The sequence below is a fragment of the Pseudoalteromonas sp. 68 DY56-GL68 genome (assembly GCF_041414825.1).
In the GTDB taxonomy this organism is placed as follows: Bacteria; Pseudomonadota; Gammaproteobacteria; order Enterobacterales; family Alteromonadaceae; genus Pseudoalteromonas.
The window spans coordinates 255903-279714 of record NZ_JAOCZL010000021.1 but is presented as its reverse complement, the minus strand read 5'-3'; the positions used below and the strand labels follow the sequence as shown (position 1 = coordinate 279714).

27 protein-coding genes are annotated in these 23812 nt (G+C 40.4%); 5 read left to right on the top strand and 22 right to left on the bottom strand.

What is annotated here, in order from left to right:
• Positions 1-4: 4 nt before the first annotated feature.
• The 12 genes from NYF15_RS15715 to NYF15_RS15660 all read right to left on the bottom strand — a co-directional run bounded on the left by NYF15_RS15715 (position 5) and on the right by NYF15_RS15660 (position 6078).
• Positions 5-136 (bottom strand): hypothetical protein, encoded by a 132-nt coding sequence (locus tag NYF15_RS15715; RefSeq protein ID WP_371354054.1) that lies wholly within the window; start codon positions 134-136, stop codon positions 5-7.
• Positions 133-510 (bottom strand): hypothetical protein, encoded by a 378-nt coding sequence (locus NYF15_RS15710; protein ID WP_371354053.1) that lies wholly within the window; start codon positions 508-510, stop codon positions 133-135. The genes NYF15_RS15715 and NYF15_RS15710 overlap by 4 nt, the downstream gene beginning before the upstream one ends.
• A 1-nt stretch (position 511) precedes the next feature.
• The gene (locus NYF15_RS15705; RefSeq protein ID WP_371354052.1) at positions 512-745 is read right to left on the bottom strand and encodes a hypothetical protein; all 234 of its coding nucleotides are present in this window, start codon (positions 743-745) and stop codon (positions 512-514) included.
• Entirely contained in the window at positions 745-882 is a 138-nt protein-coding gene (locus tag NYF15_RS15700; protein WP_371354051.1) for a hypothetical protein, read from the bottom strand. The genes NYF15_RS15705 and NYF15_RS15700 overlap by 1 nt, the downstream gene beginning before the upstream one ends.
• A 9-nt stretch (positions 883-891) precedes the next feature.
• Positions 892-1212: a hypothetical protein gene (locus NYF15_RS15695; protein WP_371354050.1), complete on the bottom strand. Its 321-nt coding sequence runs from the start codon at positions 1210-1212 to the stop codon at positions 892-894.
• Between the two features lie 9 nt (positions 1213-1221).
• Complete coding sequence (locus tag NYF15_RS15690; RefSeq protein WP_371354049.1) at positions 1222-2136, bottom strand: major capsid protein P2; 915 nt, start codon at positions 2134-2136, stop codon at positions 1222-1224.
• Between the two features lie 423 nt (positions 2137-2559).
• Positions 2560-3252, bottom strand: a complete 693-nt coding sequence (locus NYF15_RS15685) for a hypothetical protein (RefSeq protein ID WP_371354048.1) — start codon at positions 3250-3252, stop codon at positions 2560-2562.
• A 2-nt stretch (positions 3253-3254) separates the two neighbouring features.
• Positions 3255-3863 carry a hypothetical protein gene (locus tag NYF15_RS15680; protein ID WP_371354047.1) on the bottom strand — a complete coding sequence of 203 codons (609 nt, stop codon included), beginning with the start codon at positions 3861-3863 and terminating at the stop codon, positions 3255-3257.
• An 11-nt stretch (positions 3864-3874) separates the two neighbouring features.
• The gene (locus tag NYF15_RS15675) at positions 3875-4492 is read right to left on the bottom strand and encodes a hypothetical protein (protein WP_371354046.1); all 618 of its coding nucleotides are present in this window, start codon (positions 4490-4492) and stop codon (positions 3875-3877) included.
• Positions 4476-4640, bottom strand: a complete 165-nt coding sequence (locus NYF15_RS15670) for a hypothetical protein (protein ID WP_371354045.1) — start codon at positions 4638-4640, stop codon at positions 4476-4478. Before NYF15_RS15670 ends, NYF15_RS15675 begins: the two co-directional genes overlap by 17 nt.
• Complete coding sequence (locus NYF15_RS15665; RefSeq protein WP_371354044.1) at positions 4633-4860, bottom strand: hypothetical protein; 228 nt, start codon at positions 4858-4860, stop codon at positions 4633-4635. The genes NYF15_RS15670 and NYF15_RS15665 overlap by 8 nt, the downstream gene beginning before the upstream one ends.
• A 954-nt stretch (positions 4861-5814) precedes the next feature.
• Positions 5815-6078, bottom strand: coding sequence for a hypothetical protein (locus NYF15_RS15660; protein WP_371354043.1), 264 nt, complete (start codon positions 6076-6078; stop codon positions 5815-5817).
• A 132-nt stretch (positions 6079-6210) separates the two neighbouring features.
• On the opposite strand from NYF15_RS15660, the gene NYF15_RS15655 reads away from it, so the two are divergent.
• Positions 6211-6615 carry a hypothetical protein gene (locus NYF15_RS15655; protein WP_371354042.1) on the top strand — a complete coding sequence of 135 codons (405 nt, stop codon included), beginning with the start codon at positions 6211-6213 and terminating at the stop codon, positions 6613-6615.
• Between the two features lie 413 nt (positions 6616-7028).
• Here NYF15_RS15655 and NYF15_RS15650 read toward each other — a convergent pair whose 3' ends face one another.
• On the bottom strand, positions 7029-8606 hold the full coding sequence (locus tag NYF15_RS15650; protein WP_371354041.1) for an ATP-binding cassette domain-containing protein: 1578 nt from the start codon (positions 8604-8606) through the stop codon (positions 7029-7031).
• A 625-nt stretch (positions 8607-9231) separates the two neighbouring features.
• Between NYF15_RS15650 and NYF15_RS15645 the strand changes: the two genes are divergently transcribed.
• Together NYF15_RS15645 and NYF15_RS15640 are read left to right on the top strand one after the other, a co-directional pair.
• On the top strand, positions 9232-10704 hold the full coding sequence (locus NYF15_RS15645) for an FG-GAP repeat domain-containing protein (RefSeq protein ID WP_371354040.1): 1473 nt from the start codon (positions 9232-9234) through the stop codon (positions 10702-10704).
• A 126-nt stretch (positions 10705-10830) separates the two neighbouring features.
• The gene (locus NYF15_RS15640; protein ID WP_371354039.1) at positions 10831-11538 is read left to right on the top strand and encodes a metallophosphoesterase; all 708 of its coding nucleotides are present in this window, start codon (positions 10831-10833) and stop codon (positions 11536-11538) included.
• On the opposite strand, the gene NYF15_RS15635 is transcribed toward NYF15_RS15640, so the two are convergent.
• From NYF15_RS15635 to NYF15_RS15615, 5 genes are all read right to left on the bottom strand, one after another.
• Positions 11535-11906, bottom strand: coding sequence for a hypothetical protein (locus tag NYF15_RS15635; protein ID WP_130149888.1), 372 nt, complete (start codon positions 11904-11906; stop codon positions 11535-11537). The two genes, NYF15_RS15640 and NYF15_RS15635, sit on opposite strands and share 4 nt — an antisense overlap.
• Positions 11907-12067: 161 nt before the next feature.
• Positions 12068-12640 carry a tRNA-(ms[2]io[6]A)-hydroxylase gene (locus NYF15_RS15630; RefSeq protein ID WP_062569088.1) on the bottom strand — a complete coding sequence of 191 codons (573 nt, stop codon included), beginning with the start codon at positions 12638-12640 and terminating at the stop codon, positions 12068-12070.
• A 49-nt stretch (positions 12641-12689) separates the two neighbouring features.
• A complete protein-coding gene (locus tag NYF15_RS15625; protein WP_371354038.1) occupies positions 12690-13328 on the bottom strand; it encodes a sulfotransferase in 639 nt (212 codons plus the stop codon).
• Positions 13318-14229 carry a transporter substrate-binding domain-containing protein gene (locus NYF15_RS15620; RefSeq protein WP_237118555.1) on the bottom strand — a complete coding sequence of 304 codons (912 nt, stop codon included), beginning with the start codon at positions 14227-14229 and terminating at the stop codon, positions 13318-13320. Before NYF15_RS15620 ends, NYF15_RS15625 begins: the two co-directional genes overlap by 11 nt.
• Positions 14230-14232: 3 nt before the next feature.
• Positions 14233-14607 (bottom strand): MAPEG family protein, encoded by a 375-nt coding sequence (locus tag NYF15_RS15615; protein WP_371354037.1) that lies wholly within the window; start codon positions 14605-14607, stop codon positions 14233-14235.
• A gap of 121 nt (positions 14608-14728) precedes the next feature.
• Here NYF15_RS15615 and NYF15_RS15610 point away from each other — a divergent pair, with 121 nt between their 5' ends.
• Positions 14729-16087: a DUF2254 domain-containing protein gene (locus NYF15_RS15610; RefSeq protein ID WP_371354036.1), complete on the top strand. Its 1359-nt coding sequence runs from the start codon at positions 14729-14731 to the stop codon at positions 16085-16087.
• Here NYF15_RS15610 and NYF15_RS15605 read toward each other — a convergent pair.
• The 3 genes from NYF15_RS15605 to ggt form a co-directional block, all read right to left on the bottom strand.
• Entirely contained in the window at positions 16084-16800 is a 717-nt protein-coding gene (locus tag NYF15_RS15605; RefSeq protein ID WP_130149893.1) for an SIMPL domain-containing protein, read from the bottom strand. The two genes, NYF15_RS15610 and NYF15_RS15605, sit on opposite strands and share 4 nt — an antisense overlap.
• A gap of 143 nt (positions 16801-16943) precedes the next feature.
• The gene (locus NYF15_RS15600) at positions 16944-18638 is read right to left on the bottom strand and encodes an NAD-dependent malic enzyme (RefSeq protein WP_130150099.1); all 1695 of its coding nucleotides are present in this window, start codon (positions 18636-18638) and stop codon (positions 16944-16946) included.
• A gap of 174 nt (positions 18639-18812) precedes the next feature.
• Positions 18813-20570, bottom strand: a complete 1758-nt coding sequence (gene ggt / locus NYF15_RS15595; RefSeq protein ID WP_371354035.1) for a gamma-glutamyltransferase — start codon at positions 20568-20570, stop codon at positions 18813-18815.
• 90 nt (positions 20571-20660) lie between these two features.
• Between ggt and rrtA the strand changes: the two genes are divergently transcribed.
• Positions 20661-21257: a rhombosortase gene (gene rrtA / locus NYF15_RS15590; RefSeq protein ID WP_371354034.1), complete on the top strand. Its 597-nt coding sequence runs from the start codon at positions 20661-20663 to the stop codon at positions 21255-21257.
• Between the two features lie 29 nt (positions 21258-21286).
• Here rrtA and NYF15_RS15585 read toward each other — a convergent pair whose 3' ends face one another.
• Complete coding sequence (locus NYF15_RS15585; protein WP_371354033.1) at positions 21287-23779, bottom strand: prolyl oligopeptidase family serine peptidase; 2493 nt, start codon at positions 23777-23779, stop codon at positions 21287-21289.
• Positions 23780-23812: the final 33 nt, after the last annotated feature.

Sequence of the window (23812 nt, the reverse complement as noted above, 5' to 3'; positions counted from 1 at the left end):
TCTCCTAGCGTGTTAGGCGAAATGTTGGGGGTCTGCTCACATTACCGCCGATTGCATCACGGCGAGCGCGGCGAACTGCGCGATTAACTCGACGGCGCTTTAGTTTATGCGCGCCTTTCTTCGTTAATATTTTCATAATTTTACCCTGTAGATATATTCGTCATTGCCAAATACGGCCTTGCGAACTTCGATTAATTGCGGCTTGATGGCTAACGCTTTGACGCCTTTGGCCAAAAAGTGAGGGTTTCTAGTGTGGTAACGAATTGAGCTAAAACCGCGTTGTTTTGCGAATAGTACAAACTCATTAACGACACTTGCTAAGTTAACGCCCGCCACTGCAACAAAAACAAGCTCTTGCCCTTCTGGGCGAACAACGGCATAAATGTTCTTATTGCTCGACTGGTAAACACTCGCACCCCCTTGCTTAATTTCACGCTTAATAGCCCCTGCACCACCCTTTAAAGCGGGAGCAAGGGTCTTTTTCGCTATCTTAAAACTAACTGGTTGCATGTTATTTTTTCAGCATGTAAACGAGGGCAAGGCCAGCTAAACCAGCGATTAGCCACGGGTTAACGCCTGTACCGCCATAATTCAAACCGCCAAAAGTCGCGTTTGAATCAAAGCCTTGGTCACCGCTGGTTGCGCTACTGCCGCCGCCCGTCATACCACCACCTAAAGCACTCATTGGGTTCATTGCCCCTAAAGCGCCTGCCCCCATTCCACCTAATGCACCTAAACCAACCATTAGCGACCTCCTTTATAAACTTGGTAGGCGATGTATCCACCGCCTGCCACCAAGCCAATTTTTAGTGTGTTATCTAGCAGTGAGTTGAGCGCTAGGCCACCTACACCGCCTGCCGCGAAGGCTAAGAGTAAAGGCATAATTCCCCCTTACTTTTTAAGCAGTAATATCGCGACAATTGCACCACCAATAAACAACACTTTATTGTCTACCCCCGCAATAATCTGATTAGTTACAACGGGTGTGCCTGTTTGCTGGCCATCATTTGTAACAGCAACCGTAGTTGTGCCATCAACCTTATTGCCTTTTAATGGCTCATTTTCTTTCAGGTTATCTACGTTTTTTGCGTTATCAGAGTTGATTGTTTTTTGGTAGTGCTCGTATTGATCACCAATAACGGTGCTTGCGCCATCGTATAAATCGCTGCCAACATCAACAACCGTCTCAACCAGTGAATCCCACCAAGACATAAACCCTCCTTAAGCCGCTGCTTGAAGTTCTAACTTCTGAACAGCGAGTTGTGCTAGCTGCTGGCGTGTCGGCTTAGGTTTTACTTGCTTAAAGCCTTGAATGTGGGTTTTGATTGCGCCTTTACCGCTCACGATAAATTCAAAGTTCAAATCAAGCGTGTTAAACGCACCTTCTTTACCAAAGCCCAGTGCAGTGAAATCTAAGATGCAATACCCCGCCTGTGGTGCAACACCCGCCATACGCTGCAAGCTGTAATCTAAGTCACTGCGTGTAACGCGGTGAATAACCTTAGAGCCACGTTTAACGCGAATCTCTGAAATTGTGACTTCATTTTCAGCAAAAACCATGCGTTGCACTTGCTCTGTTGCACTGCCGTTAGGAAACGCCCACGTATGTTCGCCGCCAGCTGCACTGTATTGCGTTGCTTCGTAACGAGTAGGCACATAAATTCGGCCAGTTGGTTTACGGTCTGTTACCCATGCTTTTGCTTTAAGTGTTGGCACATCTGGATCGGTTGCACCTTTGCCTTTAAATTTAATTTGCAGGCTCACCGTATCGGTTAGCTCTGTTACCAATTGCGTTTGATAAACACCTTCCGCCGTGCGGTATTCAAATTTAGATAAATCTAAAACAAAACGGCCTGTTTCTTGGTGCTTTTGATAGGCCTTATCAAGGACGTCCAACATTACGTTAGACGAATAGACAACTGGCGAACCATCAATATCGACGGTGATTTTTTCAATCGTTGGCACTTCTTTTAAATTTGTTTCAATCTCAATAGCGTGATAAACAAGACCCGCTTGCATTTTTATGGTCGCTTCTTCGCCGTATGCAACGCCTGTCGCCCCTTCGAGTTGGATCATTGTTGGCTGCATTACACCCATCATCAGCGCAATTGCTGCTGAAATACTTGTTTCATTCATGTTTTAACGTCCTGCGTTAGTTATTTAATCGTTGTTTAACTGGCAAGCGCCAATTAACCAATTACATCTTCTACTGCATCAACGTTGTTTGATGCCCACACAACACCCACCGCAATCAGTGTGCAAATACCAATTACCATGTAGTTACTTTTGGTCAGTTTCATTTTGTTTGCTCTCGCTTTTACTGTTTAAAAAAAGTGTTTAATAAGTTTTACTGCTGCAAACGCAGCAACCGCTGCGCCTGCGCCGACTATCATTTGTTTGTTCACATTTGCGCTCATAGTTGCGTTGTTTGCTTGAGTGGTTTTTAGTAAACGCTACCGTTTCGGCTTGGGTCAATGGGGGTAATTGAGGGTTAACCTATTAGGTTTATTTAGATGAAAAAAAACCGCAATTAAGCGGTTTTTGACTCGGAGAATGGTTTTAAAAGCGGAGTTTTCCTTTTTTTACATTACCAAAGCCCTCACTCTTAAAATAATATTCGAGCTTGTTTAGAGCCATGATATCGGCAGGTTTAACTTGCAGTTCTTTCGCTACGCGCTCGACATCACTAATCAAGTTTTGGCAACCTATCCATTTATAACCAGACATAGAAATCACCGTGTTTGGTATCGGCGCTAAGCGCTGGCTAATAGAATGAACCATGATATTGAATTTACGAGCTGCTTCTAATAACTCGCCATAAATCGAATCTTCATCACCCGCAGTAATCGTTACGCGGTTAATTTCTTCTGCAATGAAGTGCAATGTTTTTGGGTGCTTACCGTTTCCCATCCCCCAGACGATGGCACACACTTTTAAAAACAGCTTACGAATACTGCTTTTGTCTTTTGGTGGGTTAGTAGGTGTAAATGCTATTTTAAAACCTTGCTTGGTTTTACGGCCAGCATGTAGCGCCATTAAAAAGCCTTTTAGGCTTGAATAGGTGCGAACCTGACGACCTAAAAACTCTTTGCCTTTGTATTGGCCGTACAAATCCCAAAAAACAACTTGATCAATGGGCTTGATAAGCCCCATTTTACGGGTTGCTGTCGATTTACCCGACCCCGTAGCGCCCGCATAAAGCGCATGAGTAATGTTTAGAGCATCATTAGGGTTGATAGGTGATAAATCCATGATTAAGCGGCCTTTGGTTGTTCTGGTGCGGCTTCTGGCTGCATAGGCTCACTATGTTGTGCTTGCTGCTCATCCGCTTCGGGGTTTTCATTCGAATTAACGACTTTTTCTTTATCCATTGCCTTAAGCGCTTTAATTTGGTTTATAGAGCCGTAAGTGAGAGAGCCAACAGCAATAGCAGCCATTACCTCAGCTTCATAGTCACCCATCATAGACACTAACGAGCCGCTATACTTCTGTATGGCGGGTTTAATCGCTTCAATCGTTTCTTGTTTTTCATCGGCAGCAATTGCGAACTTATGATGCCCGAACTTCTTAAACATAAACTCTAAGCTACCTACAAACTTAGACGCAGCGAACAAAGAACCCGCTTCACTCTTAAGCTCATTTACTAGCTCAGTTCGTTGCTGGGCTTCTTTTTCTTCTTTTGTAAGAGGGGTTTCATCTTGAACCCCCGCAGCTTTAGGGTCAAAATCGCCATCATCTAAGCCTAATGTCTTTGCCATAGCCAACACCTCAGCTTCACGGTTTATTTCATCCTCAATAGAGGGTTTAAACTCATCGTTTAATGCTGCTTGCTCGGCATGTTGTTCGTTGTTTTTGTCTGTCATGATTTACCCTTTTAAATTGCTAGTAATGCGCCAACACCCGCGCCGATGATGGCAAACAAGCCAACACGTTTTGCATTGTCAGGCTTAGCTTGATCAACTGAGGTTGTTGTTTCGGTTTGAACCACTGTTTTAGCGGTATTCAGCGGTACAGCAGGTGCGTTTTCTTCGGCTAGTTTTTCGGTTAACGGTTCGGCTTGCGTTTGGCTGTAAACCGCTATTTCTGCGGTATCTATCGGCTTAAGCGGCTCACCCGTTTCACCACCCACCTCTAAACCGCACTCTAAACCTATAGCCTTAATTTCATCTATTACACTGGGCGCGTCAGGTGTATTTTCTTCGTGAGTTTTCACAGGTAATTCACCTTGTACGTCACAGATTTTTTGCAAGGCTTCAATATTCGGCTGCATGTTATCCAGTATTTTTTGTTGATATTCTTTCCCTGCGCATTGGTCGGTACCACATTCCTCACAAATAAGGTAACGGGTATTTTTACGTTTTCCTTTTGGCTGGTGAACACTGGCCACAGAGCCGCAATGATGTAAGTAAACGCCTAATATTGGGTTTCTACTTGTACGAAGCGGGTGCGTCCCGCCATCAGGTGCCGGTACTGTTTTACTTGGTAGTTTCATCACTAACCCCTTTTTCACTTTCTTCGCTTGGAACTACATGCGAACACAATTTGATAACACACAGCCACATAGCCACCCAAGCAACCAGACCAACGGCTAAACCGCAGGCAACCATGATCCCATCATTGGTTTGAACCCAATCACTCATGCGCCCCCCTAATTAACTGCTTTAACTCATCAAGTTCTTTAGCGGCCTTCTGACTCTCTTGCTTCAGTTCCCCGCAGAGTGCAACCATCATTTTTAATAGAACCAACGTTTCATCACCCAAATTTACTGCAGCAGTTTTGGCTTGCAGCATACTTGCGCGCTTAGTCACCAGTGCGGCCACTTCAACCTTGTTGATTTGCTCGTTAACTTTCTCTATCACTTAAGTACCTTTTTATCTAAATCGGCCTGAAAGCCGCAAAAAACGAAATTTGTGGATAAGTGGACAAAAACCCCTGCGGGCTTTATTGACACACTTAACACACAATACAATCAGCCGTGGATATGTGGACAAAAGCCCCTCTGGGGCTTGTTGACACACATACCGCACCGCCCTATAAGTTTTCTTGTTTTGTTTAATAAACTAGTTCGGCTTTTTTTGCGCCCTTCGGGCGCGATAATGTTGCCCTTGCAGGGCCTTGCTCCTCACTTACGCCCTTGGGGTTGTATGGGCCACAACAAAGAGCCGTTGTGACCCAGAATAATGTTGGCCCCTGCGGGGCTATTCTCCTGTTTATAATGCGCGCCCTAAAAGGGCTGGAGACTCTTATATCCTTGCTGCCCCTCGCTGCGCTTCGGGTGCAGCAAGCCCCTTACAAACCGCTACAAGATTAACCGAACTGAATCGGTACTTGTGCTAATTGCAATGTAGGCGCTGCATCCAAAGTCGCATTAAGGGGCTTACCAGTACACACTTGCTCAGTGCGCACTGGTAAGCCTTTGCTTCGGATGGCGGCTTGTCTTGGTAAACTAACCGCAAGAGTGACTATTCAAGTGCTTTCAACCTATGCACCCCTGATACCCATGCTCACTCTCATAGCGTTGGCCGTATTCCTAACGGTGATTATGCGCAAGGTTGCGAACCTTGTATTACCCCAGTTGGGCGCCTGTCCTAGCCGTTGCCGCTATCGCTTCGTACATGTAGGGCTGTTGGTATTGTTCCCGTGATAACCCTATTAGGTCACTCAAACCTCACGATTACGGAGCACTCAAACCACAAAACTCTATGATCCAATTCAAGTACTAAAGCCCATAACCGTTATTTAACGAGTGTATTCTTAGGTAAAGCCACCTCAATGGCTTTAGCTAAAAACACAAAAACCAGCAATAAGCTGGTTTAGGTTAATAAATCGAGGGCTTCAGCGTGTTTCTTAAGCTTTACAAATTCATTAGGTAATAACTGAAAACAACCACAGTTAACGTGAGTACCCATCATTTGCTTGTAGCAATTGATCAACTCAAGTTCATCATCAAAAGTAAGCGTATCAAAAAACGCTGTAACACCACCCGTTGAGTGAACGAATTTATACTCAAGGTTTACGTTAATCTTAGTATCGAAAACTGTAGAGAGGCTTAAAATATTGTTAGGTGCATCAATCATCTATATCTGTCCATTATCTTGGCGGTTATATTTTTATTGTGTTCAGTCTTGGCTAATGTTTAGGCGGTTACTGTTTCAAAGTTTTTGTAAACAGCAACCGCCAGCGAACCGCCAAGATCGCGAAACAGCCGCATGACTGATTCGGGAGTGATATTAGTCACTAGCGTCGTACTAAGTCAATGTCGTCGGACTGATGCAATAGCCATTGACTACGACTATAATCAAATTTACCGACACGCCAAGACGGACAGAAAACGTATGGAAATAAGAACTTCACTTGAACTATTAGATTGGTTTAAAAGCGTTGCAGATGTTGACTCTGACTATATGGTTAGCAAGTTGACAGGTATACCAAAACAAACGCTTAGCACAGTTAGAACCAAAAACGCTGAGTTTTCTGACCTTACAGCACTTAAACTGCTTTTAGTTGGTGAACACCCTGAACCCCTTGAAACTATGGCACTTTTAGAGGCTTACAAAGCAGAAAGGAAGGGAAATGAAGCTGATGCAGAAATTTGGCGTAAAAGTGTCGCTTAAATGAAAAGTACCCCCGACATTTTGACGGTCTTGACTTTCTTAGATTCCCTACCCGCAAGGGCTGAAACCATGGTGTACACTTACGATTTATATTATGTTAAATACTGTGTTTATCTTTATAAGCAGGTTCATTAGTCGTTAGATTTTAAGGTTTTTCAGCCCCTTTTTTGGTTAATTTGGGTTTTCATGATTTTCATAACTTTTTATGAACTGTTCATTTTTTACTTTGTAAACTGTTCAAACTAACTTTCTTCATTCCAATAAGTCCACAACGATGACTTTTTACGAACCTAGATTTGAAATGTCTTTCTTATATGTATATCAAAAAACATAAAAACAATTTTGCTTTCACAGCCAGTAACCGTTATGGCTTAAAGTTTATTACTATGATTTATTCCTACAAAATGACTATTTTATAGACCAATTTGCCTACTACAGCCGATGCTTTCTACAAAGTATTTATCATGGCTTACGAGTATAAACCCGCCTTTATAACCCTGTAATGACTGAGCCAAGAGCTGTTTTGATTCAAGGTCGAGGTGGTTATCGGGCTCATCGAATAACAAAAATGCAGTGCTTTCAATATTACTGACGATACACATGGCGAGCTTCATTTTCTCGCCACCACTTAAAAATGCGGCATGTTTAAAAACAGCATCTTTTCTAAAGCTAATACTGGCAAGTAGAGTACGTGCGGTGCTCTCATCTAGGTTTTTACAGTAAGTTATCACGTTTTTAAGCAGGGTTAGCTCGTCGTTAATTAATGTAAAATGTTGGTCTAAATAATAGAGTGCTTGATTGCAATGTAACCGCCCTGCTTTTACTGGTATGTCGTATATTAGGGTTTTAAGTAAGATTGATTTTCCTGAACCATTTGCGCCCGTTAAATGAATTTTATCATCACTGAATACCTGTAAATTAAGCGGTTTTTGTGTGCCGTGCGCTAATAGAACGCCCTCCAAGCTAAGTACTTTGTGGGGTTTAATCTCAACAGATTGCGCTAAGTAAAATTGCTGTGCTTTAGTTTGTTCAAGCTTGCTCGAAAGCTCTTGTTCATTACGAGTGAGTTCACCTTCCCGCTTGGCGGTGTTTTTACTTTGCGATGACAAATTAGCGCTGGCTTTATCTTTTTTAGTATCCATCAACTTTTTGGGTTGGCTGCCAGACTTTCTAAGTTTAGCACCTTGGTTTGCTCGCTTTTGTGCTTTTTGCTTTTGTAGTTGCTCTGCTGCTTTGAGTTTAGTTTGCTGTTTAACAACGTGGTTTAACTTGTTTTCAAGCGCAGCAACTTGTTGCTGTTTTTGCGTTTGGTACTCAGAAAAACACGTGCCATATTGTGTTAAACCAAGGGTTGTTAGCTCCCAAACTTCATGGACTTGTTCTAACAATTCTTGGTCATGACTTATCAGTAATAGCTGCCCTTTAAAGTTGTGTATTTGATTTATAAGCCAGCTTTTACCTTTTGCATCTAAGTGGTTTGATGGCTCATCCAGTATTAAAATGCCAGGCTTGAGGCAGTTTAACTGTGCCCAAAGCTTTAATTGGCTAAGCTGGCCGCCGCTTAAATGTTTGCTTAAGGAGTTAGGGGTTTTGCTTTTTACGCCAAGCCTTAAAAGCTCTGCGTTAAAGCGCTCTGGTAAGTCCCAATTGCCTTCAAGTAAAGATAAATTTTGTTCTGTAACTTGCCCTTGGTTTATCTTATCAAGGGCATTTAATACAGGCTCTAGTCCAATAGCTTCTGCAATAGTTTGGTTTTCAGCCTGATTTACATCATTCATCTGCTGATAAAAGCCAAGGGTTGAATGGCAAACAACCGTGCCAGAGCTAGGCTCTTTTTGCTTAGCGAGTATTGACGCTAATATAGATTTACCACAGCCATTTTTGCCGACTAAGGCAGTAACTTTAGCTGTGAGTGAGAATGAAAGGTCGTTAAACACTACATCGCCATTGCCATGTTGATAACATAAATTAAAAGCTTGAAGGTGTGGCATAGTGCCTCCTGTATTACAGGGGCAGTGATACCAATCCACAAAATAGACTACTTAATTAAGCGAATTGGTACTAAGCGTTTGAAGTGATAGTGAGCAACGCCTACTAACCCTGTTGGTCCAAAAAGATAGAATGAAATTGGATAACAGGTTTAGTTGTTCATATTGGCGGTAACTCCTAAAAAATGAGGTTAGATAATAACCAGACGATGCTCAAATAGCAACGAGTTATATTTTAATGAAATGAATTTCTAAATCTTTATATAAAATCTAATATAGGTTAAACAACCAAAAAAGCTACTTTGCTTATTAACTACCGGTAGCTATAAAGAGCATTGGAATATCCGCCAAAACTCATTCAATGTATATACGAAAACAAAAAGCATTGATTACTGATATAAAATCAGATTGTCTCCATCTTTTATTTTAACTGCTACTGAAAAAAGTCATGAATACGTTGAATTTCTAACTAATTAAGATATTGAGAGTATAGTTTTTAATCAAAAAGCAAGAAAAAAAGATTGTGCTATTATTAGCAATTAAGCTTAAAGCACCAACTAGTAGTATCGCTGGAAATTTTCATGAGAGTAGCTAAGAGTAGTTAATTAAATTAAATGGAGATAAACTAATGAAACACAGCTTCCTAAAGTTAATGGTAATTGTAACGCCCTTATATCTAGTAGCGTGTGGCGGTGGGGGCTCGGATTCAAACACAAGTAATGAAGACGCCAGCCCCCCTACTTCTGATGATAATAATGATCAGGTTGTCAACACGACTGTCCCAAAAAAAGTACTATCATCACTGATTGTTGACGCTAATGGCGATAATAATATGGATATTATTGTGTCAGCTTATAGTAATACGGGTTATGAAAACCCTCTTTTAATGCTTAATGATGGTAATGGCGAATTTACAGAGCTTGAGGGCGCAATTGCACTGAATAATAGTAATCAACAAATAAAAGCAAGTCCTCACATGGCAATGATTAATGCTAACAACGATGAGTACAGTGACGTTATTTTAGTTAACACTAATGAAGATTACACAGAGTCAGAGTTCCATTTACTTTTAGGTTCTGATTCTGGGCAATTTACTGACGCAACGACGAATATAAGTGAGTCAATCTTCACTGGATGGGGAGAGGTTATCGTTGCTGATATAGACCAAGACGGTTTTGATGATTTTATTCTTGCTCAAAATCCTAATGGAGCGCAATGCGAAGTCACTCAAACGAGTAAATCTGGATGTTTTGGTGGAACAATCTATTTAAACGATGGAACAGGTTTATTTTCACCTACCAGTATTGAGCTATTTGACGATAGCAATGGTGCTCAATACAGTGCTAGCTCCTTACAGTTTACCGACCTAGCTTCTGGTGGAATTGTTAATAGTGAAATTAAAGAAGTGTGGCGGGTTGAAGCTGGTGACCTCAATGGTGATAGCATAATTGACCTAGTGGCTCCTACATTTGGTGAACGAATGATCCCAAGCTTCATCAATCAAAGCTCTGCGGGTAATGTTAGCTTTAGAATTACCTATTCTGATGTGCCTTTGTCAGCTGGCGGTGGCAGCGCTTTATTAGATGTTAATCGTGATGGCTTTTTAGATTTAGTGATGTCTGAAGCAATTTATAATGGCGCTGTTGTAGCAGATCATGATACACAAACAACACCTGTTTATATTGCGGTTAATGATGGTAATGGAAACTTTACAGAGGCAAATGACCTTTTTGAACAAGGAGTTGCTAAGGTACAACATGCAAGAGCATGGATAGTGGCTGACTTTGATTTAGATGGGAACGACGACTTATTTGTAGCTGATCATGGCTATGATTTTCCTCCATTTAGTGGATATCAAAACTTACTATTAATGAATTCAGCAAGTGGTTTAACAAACACAACCGAATTGGCTTTAGGAATTGAAAATACTTTTACACATGGTGCCAGCGTAGGTGATATTAATAATGATGGCTACCCAGACTTATACTTAAATAACGACCTTCAATTAATTGAAACAAGTTCTGAAAGCGCCTCAGCTTCACCAAGACTGTGGTTAAACAATGGAGACGGTACATTTACTGCCTCATCTCAGGAACTGTAAATTTGATAGCCGGCTTCTTTCAACCCAAGGTCGGCTTTTTATCTTCTTTCTGTTTACACCTATAGCTTTAACAGTTTAAAACTAATTATGTTAGCCTATAAGTGATTTTAAACAATAGGTGTAACTTTGAAGCTGATTAATAGCAAAGTTGTATTACAAAACCAAACGCAAATTAAACTTGAGTTAGATAAAAACAAGCGGGTCTTTGTTATTGGCGATTTAGATGCTGACTTAGCAAAATTTGAACAAGCGCTTGAATCTGTTAATTTTGATAAAAATCACGATGTACTGTTTTCGCTTGGTGATGTTATAGATAGAGGTAATGATAGCGTAAAGCTTCTTCAACGCTTTATTGAGTTGGGTGTTTACATGTCATTGGGTAATCATGAGCATATGTTGCTGGAATCATTATTGGCACATGATGAAGCCTACTTTTCGTTATGGGTTAAAAATGGTGGTCGCTGGCATATAGATGCAAGTGATGATGAACTTGAATTTGTTTGCAATTACTTACGCAAACGCCCTCTTTCATATTTGTTAGATTATCAAGGTGTTAAAATAGGTTTATCACACACTGTGTCGCATAATTGGAATTGGTTGGTCCCTTCAAATAATAAACAGTTTGCTGTGTCTGCACTTTTGTGGGAACGAACAATAGCAAAACAGAAGATTGTTGAAGATAATCAGAGCGTTGATTTATCTATTCATGGTCATAACACAACTCAACGCGCCTATTGGCTTGGCAACACTTACCATATAGATACCAACTACCTTGGCGGGAAGCCAACGATTGTAGAGCTTGAACCTTTAATTAATCAGTACAAAGCCTTTTAATGTAAAGTGGCAAGTCTCGTCACTGCGTTTTCTTCGAGGTATTGTTTATATTGATAGCGGGCGTGCCAAAGTTGCTCATTTGTTTGCTGCAGATAGATTATAGGTCCACTGCTCTTCTTAGCTAGGTTTGTCAGTTTTGTATATTCAAGCGTATCAATCTTACCATCACTGAAATAGCTTTTAGCGACTTGCAAAAACTCTTCATCTTTGTAGATATCGCTATGCCATATGAGTGAGCGATACATACTTGCGGTTATTTCGCGTGGCTTATCATTTGAGCTAAAGAGTTTAACCTCGGAGTAAATCGAGTTACCTGTGATTACAATCCCTATTAATGAAAGCGTAGTGAGAGTCATCATCCATTTCATGCTTCTATCCTCACAGTTAATTACTTTTAACTATAGGAGAGAAAGATGAATGTTTGCTGTTTATTTAATCAATTTGTTGTGGGTTAAGTATTCTTTAAACACTTAGTTATTGTTTTAAATGTTGTTTAACGTATCAGGTAAAACCTAATACGTTATCAACGTTAATGCAGTGCAGCTGTAAATGGAATTTGCTTACAAATTTCTGCTTCAGCAACGAGGATCTCTTCTAATCTTGTATCCACTTCTGCTTTGTCAAAGTATTCGTATGCAAGTTCTACAAATAAGTTTTTATGTTTTTCTTCAGACTTAGCGATTGCTACATAAAAATCTTTTTCTTTACCAGCAGGAAGTGCCTCTGCAACTAAAGAGAAGCGTTCATGACCTCGCGCTTCAATGACGCCAGCGACTAATAAACGATCCATTAAAAACTCATCACGGCCATTTCTGAATAATGCGCGAATATTCTTAATATAAGGATCTTTTTGATCATTACCTAATGAAACATCACGTTCCATTAAAAGCTTGAGTACTTGTTTAAAATGAATCATCTCTTCTAAAGCTAAATCAGTCATAGCTTTAACCAGCTTACGACGATCTGGATAATGAGATAGCATTGACATAGCCATACCCGAAGCTTTTTTTTCAGCTGCGGCATGGTCTTGCAAGAAAGTATCAAAGTCTGCAAGAACACCTTCAGTCCATTCAAATGGCGTGTGATATTTTAATTCAAACATAATAGTGAGCAACTTAACTAATAATGGCGGCGATTTTAGCGTATTTACGTTATAAAATCTTGTGATTGTAACCCAGTGACTTATCTATTTTCCCATTTCGTGTAGAGGCCACTTTTTTAGGGTGTTTTATGTCATTCCAAGCTGTTACTTTGCCCGCTATATTCAGTGGTTTAAAGGTGATAGTTTGCTCTGTTTGAAGAAAGCTTTGAAGTAGTTTAGGACTTTGCTCGTCAGCAACATCCAAAGACAAGAGCTGGTGCTCTCGCCCTCTAAAATACTCAAAAACTTGATTTTGGTGGCGGTTATAACACTGTGTTAGGTATTCGTCAGATTCAATATCGGACAAATTAAAACGGCCAAAAGTATCTATGTAACAACGTTTAAGGTGAGTATTAAAGCCACCATCTTCTCGCATTAAGTTGGTGTGCATTCTTGTAAGTAGTTGTCTTATTGATGGCAACCATTTAGTTAGCTCACGCTCTAAATTAATAAATCTACAATTATCAAAGTGCTTGTCGAGTAGTTTATATTCATTGAACACAGGGGTATCTGCAATTACTTCTGCGCTGTGAATTGATTGTTGGGTATAAGCAGTGTGTGCAGTTTTGTATCCTAGCTCTAAAAAGCTATGGCATATGCTGGTTGTGCCTGTGCGTGGCAAACCGATTATAAATATCTTATTTTTCATTCACAGTCTGTATTGTTAACCACAAAGACGCATCGTCTACTGGGGTTAATGGAGGTAAATCTTTGTTCTCTAATTCTATAATAGTCTTAGTGTGTATGCTGGCATTATTGATTGCTGCGCCATTATATTTATAAAAAAGGCGATCAAATTCACCATTTTCACGCATGATCTTAATACCTTTAGTCACTGCATCAGCAATGTCAGTGTTGTTCTTATTAAAAAAGAAATATATTGGGCTTGGGTATTTCAGCATGAGTTGTGGTAACACTTCAAGTTCCATATCATTTTCAAACATTGCTTTTTCTATATCAACTTCCAAAATTGAACGAGGAAACAATTGCCCTCGCCCTTTATTTAGCATGTTAAAAAGTGACGTATAATCTAAAGAGGTAGATACAACGAATCCGTTGTCTCGTAATATTTTTGTATCTGGCCAGTCTTGCCCTTGAACGAAGTAAACTGTTTTTAAATCATCTAACGTGTGCAGTTGCTCTAGCTGTTTTAATTGCGATTGGGTTGTTAAAAGTAAACGCCATCCGTATAAACCTTTGAACAAAGGCACTCTTAACGGGAATAATCGTTGCTCTCGTTCAATCGTTGTCATGGTCCAGTTGACGTTGATCTCTCCGCCAACTTCTATTTGTCTTAGTACGCGGCTTTGGCCTAGAAGATGTTTAGAAGGAGTTAGAGTGAACTTTACACCACTATGCTCTAAAGCAGAGCGAAGTAAAATGAGCGGATAAAGCACGTCTTCATCTAAATTCGGCATGGTCTTAGGATAGACAACACGGAGCGTTTGATTTTCTGAAGTTATGCTTGATGTTGGATTGTCCATTTCTACACTTGCAAGCGCGTTTTGACAACATAAAAGAAAGGCAAGTGTAAAAACAGATGTTTGCATAAGCTAAATAACTCGTGTAATTAATAATAAAACAGCGCTTAATAACATCGTTAAAAATGTAAGCGCCATACCAATAACACGGAATTTCAATTGATTTTCTGCTAGTGCGTAACTGTGGCAAATGCGTCCGACGACTAACATTAACCCTAAAACATAGCAGTAATGACTTGAAAGACCTTGATACTCTACTAAAAATAGCAGAATCAACGAAAAAGGCACGTATTCGATAAAATTTCCATGAGTGCGAATTGCAGTATTTAATGCGCTGTCTCCGCCGTCTCCCAACGAGACTTTCTTTTTTTTGCGTAGTTTAATTACCCTAAAACTTAACTGGATGTACATTATCGCCAAAACGGCTGCAAATATTGAAACAATCACATTTTTTCCAAATTTTTATTTAACATTAGACGCTTAGCCAAGTTTATTGCTAGGCTGTTTGTATATTCTCAACTATTATGACTTGATCATATCGAAAGTCTAACTGTTCTTAAGGAAGTGCATGTTTACGCCAAGAAAATTAGCCGATAACTACCGAGAAATGATAAGCAGTATAGGGTTTTACCCATCTATGCTCTCGGTGATGTTTTTAGTTTTTGCTTTAGTGACAACGGCTATTGAGTATTCGTCTTTATCGATGGAATTTAAAGAGCTAATTGGTGTGTTACTGGTCGACAGTGAAGAAAACGCCAGAACTATCTTAAGTACACTAGCAGGCAGTATTATTTCACTCACTGTGTTTAGCTTTTCGATGGTCATGATTGTATTAAATAGTGCCAGTGCCGGCCTATCTCCCAGAGTACTACCTGGCCTAATTACTCGTAAATCACATCAACTTGTACTGGGTTTCTATTTAGGCAGCATTATTTACACCATTATTATGCTTATTAATATCCGTACTATTGGGGATGGAGATACGGGGATCCCTTCTTTAGGCATCTTGTTTTCATTAATTTTTGGCCTTATTTCATTGGGCTTTTTTGTTTACTTTATTCACTCAATTTCTAAAGCAATTCAAGTAGATAATGTTCTCAACGATTTGTTCAAGAATACCAAAGCGGAGCTAAAGAGTATTATTTCAATGCAGGAGGAGAACCCTGTTAGCGACTTTCCTAGCTTTGATGATTGGCATAGCATTAAAAGTAAAACAGAAGGTTACTTTAAAGGTGCACACAGTGATAAATTATGTGCTTTGTGTAAAAAACATAACATCAGAATTTATATCTCGGTTAAACAAGGTTTTTTTACGGTTAAAGGTTATCCCTTTTTAAAGTGTGATACGGATTTATCAGATAAACCTGAACTTGTAGAAGAGCTGCTTGCTTGTTTTATTTTTTATATCGAAGAATACATTCGTGACCATTACCGCTATGGTATGACGCAAATTTCTGAAATCGCAGTAAAAGCGATGAGCCCAGGTATTAATGATCCTGGTACGGCAGTAAAAGCAATTGATATGTTGAGTATTCTACTTATTAAAAGGCTCAATATTAACGATGTGAACTACTCGCTGAAGCATGCTGAGGGTGATAAGCCGTATTTATATCTCCACGAAACATCTTTTGACGAGCTATTGCACGATAACTTTACCCCTATACGCAATTACGCCAAGGGTGATGCCTATGTAATGGTTAACGTACTCGAAGCGTTTAAAAATATTCTATTTAGATCGTCTGAAAACAGTGAAGCCACAGAGAGCCTATTCATTTATTTAGAAGCGATAGTAGAGGATATAGACCGTAATACAAATAATGATTACGACAGAGAGCAAATTACCAACATGCTAAAAGCAATTGCGAGAATATCTGAAGACAAAGGGGAAAAATTGGTGGCAAAATTTACCACCAATTCTGAAGATTAATTTTCGATGAGGTAAACAGCGTAACTACTGGCCGTGATGGTGATTTCACCACTTTGATAGGCATCAGGCACGTAGTTACCTGATGCATCTGCGGCAACCATCATTTTTTCGGCACGCATATACGGTTGTACATCGCTCTTTAGAGGACTGTTCGAAGCCGTATATAAACCTTTTAGCTCTACACCATAATCACTAGCAAACTCTTTTGCTGCTGCTTTGGCATCTTTTATCGCGAGCTTTTGTGCTTGTTTGTGCAGCTCATCATAGCGGCTAGAAACAAATTGAGTTTGATTTATTTCATTAATACCTGAATCAACAAGTTGTTGTAATAAAATTGGGTATTTTTTTAAGTCTTCTAGAGTCAGAGATAAGCTCCGCGTTACACGGTAACCAACAAAATTTTGTTTACCTGTTTCTCTATTGTATTCGGTTTGCCTATGAATCGAGATATTAGAAGCATAAATACCTTTTTCATCTACACCTTGGCTTTTGGCTAACTTTATCGCTTTAGCCATTGTGGTGTCAGCTTTATTTTTTGCTGCTATTAGGTCTTTATCAACTTCGACGATACCCACTGTCAGCTTGACGTTATCAGGAATAGCGGTAACGGTTGCTTGGCCTTGAATGTAGATATGAGGTGAATCAGGTGCTGATTGAGCAAATACATTTAAACTGATTGCACTGGCAATTGTGGCAAAAACGAACTTACGCATAATTCATGTTCCTTAACTATAAACTCCGTCCATTATCACCTTAAAGGGTTAATTCAATATGAACAAGGTGATTGCGCAAATTTTTTAATAACGATAAAAAAAACAGGCTAAAAAGCCTGTTTTTTCTAAATAGAAATAAAGAATTAAATACTACGACGTTTGTAGTTACGGTATTCAGGTAACCAGTAATTCTTTTCGATTGCAGCCCATAAAGCTTCATCGCTTAATTCAAGTGCAACGCCCTCTTCCATCGCTTTTTTAGCGACAGCAAAAGCAATACGTTTACTTAAAGCTTGGATCTCAGTTAAGGCAGGTAACAAACTACCCTTACCGGTATTAGCACGAGGCGAAGACTCTGCTAACGTTTCACTTGAAACAATTAACATTGCATCTGTAATACGGGTTGCTTTAGCTGCAATAACGCCTAAGCCAATTCCAGGGAAGATGTAGCTGTTGTTACATTGAGGAATTGGAAATACTTGGCCATTGTAATTAACAGGATCAAAAGGGCTACCTGAAGCAACGATTGCTTGGCCGTCTGTCCACTCGATTACATCTGCAGGAAGCGCTTCCACTTGCTTCGATGGATTACTCAATGGGAAAATAATTGGCTGTGCACATGATGCATGCATTGCACGAATAACTTGCTCTGTAAATAATCCAGGTTGACCAGATACACCGATTAAGATGTCTGGTTGTGCACAGTGCATTACATCAAGAAGTGATGCGTACTCACCACTGTAAGTCCACTCACTTAAGTGTGCTTTCGGTTGAGCTAGTGCATCTTGGAAATCACGTAAACCTTCCATACCCTCAGTAAGTAGACCAAAACGGTCAACCATGAAGATTTGAGAACGAGCTTGCTCATCGCTAATGCCTTCAGCAACCATAGTACTGATAATTTGCTCCGCGATACCACAACCAGCAGAACCTGCGCCAACAAACACTACTTTTTGCTCAGAAAGCTTTGCACCTTTTACACGACATGCAGCAAGTAATGAACCCACAGTCACAGCAGCTGTTCCTTGGATATCATCATTAAAGCTACAAATTTCGTTACGGTAACGTTTCAGTAAAGGCATTGCGTTCGGTTGTGCAAAATCTTCAAACTGTAACAGCACACTAGGCCAGCGACGTTTAACGGCTTTAATAAATAATTCTAAGAATTCATCATACTCGTCTTGTGAGATACGCTTATGACGTGCGCCCATGTACATTGGGTCATTAAGCAGTTTTTCGTTATTTGTACCAACATCAAGCATTACAGGTAATGTATAAGCAGGGCTAATACCACCACACGCTGTGTAAAGTGATAATTTACCGATTGGAATACCCATGCCACCAATACCTTGGTCACCTAAACCAAGAATACGCTCACCGTCCGTTACAACGATAACTTTAACTTTACCTTTTGTAGCATTACGTAAAATATCATCAATTTGGAAACGATCTTCATAAGAAATAAATAAACCACGGGCACTGCGGTAAATATCCGAGAATTTTTCGCACGCATCACCCACTGTTGGTGTGTAAATGATAGGCATCATTTCTTCAAGATGATCACGCACTAAGCGGTAGTATAAGGTTTCGTTGTTATCTTGAATTGCGCGTAAGTAAATGTGCTTATTGAGGTTGTCGCTAAAGCTTGAATATTGCTGATAACAACGCTCAACCTGCTCTTCGATAGTCTCGTAACGAGGAGGTAATAAGCCAGCTAAGTTGAAACTTTCTCTTTCTTTTTGTGAAAAAGCGCTGCCTTTGTTTAACAGTGGCGTTTCAATAAGGCCTGGGCCTGAATAAGGAATATATAGATAATTTGGATCGGTATTTGTAGTCATATTTCCAAGCTTTGATGCGTCATAATTATGACCTGACATTATTACTGTTGAAGGTGAAATTGCAATGACAATCCACCTTGTCAGACCATTGAAGAAAATGAATTTTATGCTCTAAACTGCATACTCTTTAGTATACATGAAAACTCAGCAGCTTTAAGGCTGCTGAGCGCGTTTTTAATGGCTTTTATCACTTAAAGCAATACCTTCACGACGCGGATCAGCAGCGCCGTAAAGTTTACCCTCTTTTAGTTCAACAGCATGTAAACCAGAGTTTAAATCTAAGATGCGAATATTGTGTCCACGGTTAACAAAATCAGCTTTATGATTTGCAAGCTCGGTGCCTTTTTCAAGGCTGGTATAGTTATTTCGGTTTGTAATGCGTGGTAAGTTTATCGCTTCTTGCGCGTCTAAATTCCAATCAAGCACACCAACAACCACTTGCGCTACATAATCAATGATACGACTACCACCGGGTGAACCAACCACTAAGCGCAAGCTACCGTCTTTGTTAAACACCATTACTGGCGACATTGAGCTACGCGGGCGTTTACCTGCTTCAACACGATTTGCTAAAGGTTTACCATCTTTTGTTGGCGATAAAGCAAAATCAGTCAGTTGATTGTTTAAAATATACCCGTTCACCATGACTGTTGAACCAAACGCCATTTCAATAGAGCTTGTCATCGAAACCGCATTACCTTCACTATCAACAATAGATACATGACTTGTTGAAGGCAATTCATACGCATCATCTTGTGCATAAGCAAGTGAGTTAGGCGGCGTGCCTGCTTCGGCATGAACATCTTTCTCTGAAATAAGTTTAGCGCGACTGGTAATGTACTCTTTGTTTAATAAGCCTTCGGTAGGAATTGCCATAAAATCAGGGTCACCCATGTATACATTTCTGTCGGCAAAAGCTAAACGCGATGCTTGAGTAAAATAATGAAGCGCTTGTACTGAGTTAGGTTCAAGCTTTGCCATTTCTTTGTGCTCAAGCAAGGCTAGAATTTGTAACACAGCAACTCCCCCACTACTAGGTGGTGCCATTGAGCACACTTCATATTGATGATAATCAACACACACTGGCGCACGCTCTTTGCTTTGATAGTTTGCTAAATCCTCTACGCGAAGTGTGCCTGGCGCTACAATTGAATTTTGCACTGCATGAACAAGTTGTTGTGCATTTTCGCCTTTGTAAAAAGCATCAATACCTCGTTTTGCTATTTCTTTATAAAGTGCTGCAAGCTCAGGGTTTTTCTTAACAGTGCCAATAGCGAGCGGCTTTCCGTCTGGAAAAAAGTAATCACGAATAACAGGTAACTTTGTAACACCAGGGTTTAGTTCTTTAGCTAGTAACTTATGCAAGCGAGGCGAAACAACAAATCCTTGTTCTGCAAGGGCTATTGCAGGTTGAAATAACGTTTCCCAAGAAAGCTTGCCGTAGCGCTTATGAGCTGATGCAAAGGCATGTAAAATACCCGGAACACCCACTGAGCGACCACCAACCACCGCTTCAATCCATTTTACCGCTTTACCGTGCTCATCTAAAAACAGTGTTTCATCCGCATTACTAGGCGCAGTTTCACGGCCATCAAAACTTGTTAAACTCTTTGACTTATTATCAAAGTACATCATAAAGGTGCCACCACCTATGCCTGATGATTGTGGTTCAACCAATGTAAGAACGAGTTGAGTGGCGATTGCTGCATCAACTGCTGTACCGCCTAGCTCAAGCATTTTTTGCCCTGCTTTTACAGCATAAGGATTGGCTGCTGCGACCATATATTTATCGCCTTCAACGACTTGCTTATGAGCAAATCCCGTTGCAGCTTCTGGTTCTCTTGTTTCAATTTTTGCCGGTGCAGCTAAAAGTGTTGAACAATACAGTAATGAAGAAGAGAGCACGATAAGTGCTTTGGTTTTAAAAAACATAAAAAACTAAATCCCGGTTGTTTTGTTTAATTGGCATCTTGGTGTGAAACGTGCACAATATGCAAAAAATGTCTAAGCCATAAAAATAACATGATCAACCTGCCCCTGAAACCACTATATGTACTTCCTCCCCTATGTTTAATCTTACTAAGCTCTTTTTTTGCGGCATTTAATCTAAATGATTATTTAGAATTTAACCGGTTGTTAGTTACAAATGGTGAATATTGGCGGATTTTCACTAGTCAATTCGTTCATGCAAATTGGCCTCATCTTTTATTAAATTGCGCTGGTATTTTTTTAATATGGGCATTACATGCTGAGCATACATCACCATTTAGATACGCTTTTAACATCGCTGTTCTTGCACTTTGGTGTGGATTAGGCGTGTGGTTATTTTGCCCTGATATTTATATTTATACGGGACTTAGTGCATTACTGCATGGTGTAATAATTTGGGGATCGGTAAAAGACGTACAAGCAGGCCTATTTTCAGGCTGGTTGTTGTTCGTAGGCACATGGGCGAAAGTTATTTGGGAGCAAATTGCAGGCCCTAGTGATTCAGTGAGCCAATTAATTGCATCAAATGTGGCTGTAGATGCTCATCTTATTGGTGCACTAGGTGGCACAGTACTGGCTTTACCAGTATTTTTAAATGTTTTAAAGTCTACATATAAAAACAGCCACTAATAAGTGGCTGTTTCATCTATGTCCTAAAACTAAAGCGTTTCTTTAAACAACTTATAAATACGACGGTATTCATCTAACCAGCTTGATGGCTGTACAAAGCCATGTGGTTCTACTGGGAAAATAGCTGTTTCAAAGTTTTCTTTTTCAAGCTCAATTAAACGCTGCACTAAGCGTACTGAGTCTTGGAAGAATACGTTATCATCTACCATAGGTGCGTTGATTAATAAGCGATTTTTCAAACCTTCCGCAAAATAAATTGGTGAACTCTTCTCATACGCAATTGGGTCAACATCTGGGTGATTTAAGATGTTCGACGTGTAAGGACCATTGTAGTGAGCCCAATCAGTTACTGGACGAAGCGCTGCACCTGCTTGGAATAGATCAGGTTGTGTAAATAGCGCCATAAACGTCATGAAACCACCGTAAGAACCACCATAAGTGCCTACCGCTTGTGTATCTACGTTAGCGTTATCTGCCATCCAGCTTACGCCGTCTGCTAAATCTTGAATTTCTGGCGTACCCATTTGGCGATAAATTGCTGTACGCCAGTCACGCCCATAACCTTTAGAGGCACGGTAGTCCATGTCCATGACTACGTAGCCTTCTGAAGCCAGTAGTGAATGGAACATAAACTCGCGGAAGTAACCAGACCAACCCATGTGTGAGTTTTGTAGGTAACCAGCACCGTGGTTAAAGATAACCGCTTTACGGTTTTTACCTGTTTCGCCTTCTTTATAATCAGCTGGGTAATATACTTTTGCGTAAATTGGTTGATCAGTGTGGCTTGAAGGCACTGCAACGATTTTAGGTGCAATTAACTTCTTCGCTAAGAACTCACCAGATACCGTATGCGTTAGCTGAGTTGCTTGGGTATTTGCTTTTGCATCAGCAACATATAGCTCAGGTGGCGACATAATCTTAGAGTGGGTTAGCAATAGTTTGCTTTCATCTGGACTTAACTGGTAATCAGTCATGCCATCAAGGTTAGTGACTTGCTCAGACTCACCGTTTGCAGGGTTTACACGATAGATTTCGTAGAGACCTGGGTGCTCAACGTTTGCTTTGTAGTAAATCGCTGAGTTATCAGCCGTTAACGTTAAGTTAGAAACAACAAATTGGCCTTTAGTTAGCTGCGTTGCTTTACCATTTAGTGGCTTTTTGTAAATATGGCTGTAACCAGACTCTTCAGATAAGTAGTAAAGCGTATCTGAGTTGTTCAACCAACCAAAGTCGTTGTATGCGTAGTTTACCCATGCATCGTCATGTAAACGGTGCTGTGAAACAAGTTTGTTGTTTTGTGTATCAACAGTGGCTAACCAACGGTCTTTGTTATCCCATGCTTCAAGCATAAGAGCCACGTGTGAACCATCTGTGTTCCACTGGATAGCACTTTGATCCCAACCCCAATCCATCATTAGGTTGATAGCGCGTGGTGCTTTTTCCGACTTATAAGTTTTGCCATCACGAGCGTAGTTTTCTTTCTTAACAGCTGCAAGAACGTCTTCATCAAAACCTGGTAAGGTATCGAATGCAAGGGTTGTTTGCTCACCTGATTTAAGGTCGATGTAGATAACATCTGAGCTGATTGGTTTTTCATCCGCAACACGACGGCGTACTTTTTCTGCTTTTACGCGCGCGTCATCAGCAATGTAATTAGGCATGATATCGCCTTCATCGCGCCATGAGCGGTTTTCAGTGGTTACTGCAACGAGTGCTTGGCCATTTGGTGAAAGCTGTACATCTGCTAAACGTTTATCTTTGCCTAAATAGAACTGTGAATTAGCAATACTGTCGTTTTGCTCATTAATTTGCTCTTTACGCGCTTCACGGTCTTTTTTGTTTTTGTGAGTCAGCGCAATGTAATCAATTAGTTTGTGCTGCTCTTTTGCAATATACGTGTCTGGCTCTTGCACACCTTTAGGTGCATCGTCTAGGTGTAAGTTAACTAATTCAACTTGACGGCCTGTTGCCAAATCAACTTTATAAAATGCATTACCTTGGCGATACGCAAGGCTGCCATCCGTTAAGAACTGCGGCTTTGATTGCTGTGCGCTGTCGTGCGTAATTTGTGTAATTTGACCAGTGCTTAGGTTTTTAACAAAGATATTACCTTCAAATGCATACGCCTGTTGCTTCTTATCAGCCGAGTAAACTGCGTTTTTTGCACCTACGGTGTGCAATTTGTTTAACGCTAATTGTGATGCAGATTGACTATTAACCGCTTGAACATATAAATCGCGTAACTCACTACCCTGTTGCTTTTGTGCATAAACAATGCTGTTAGAATCACCGTTCCAGAAAGCACGTTCTGGCTGACGGCCTAACCAATCAGGGTGAGCCATTGCTTGCTCTAGCGTGATTTCGGCTGAACCTGTGTCAGCAGGGGTAACAACAACTGGGGCTACATTGGTTACTTGTTCTTCAGAAGGTGTTGAGGCGGTTGATTGACAACCAGCTAGCATAAAGCTAGATGCGACTGCGAGAGCCACTAACGTTTTATTAGCAGTGGTTTTGAATTTCATAGTGCTTCTTACGGGGTTATTATAATTCGCCCT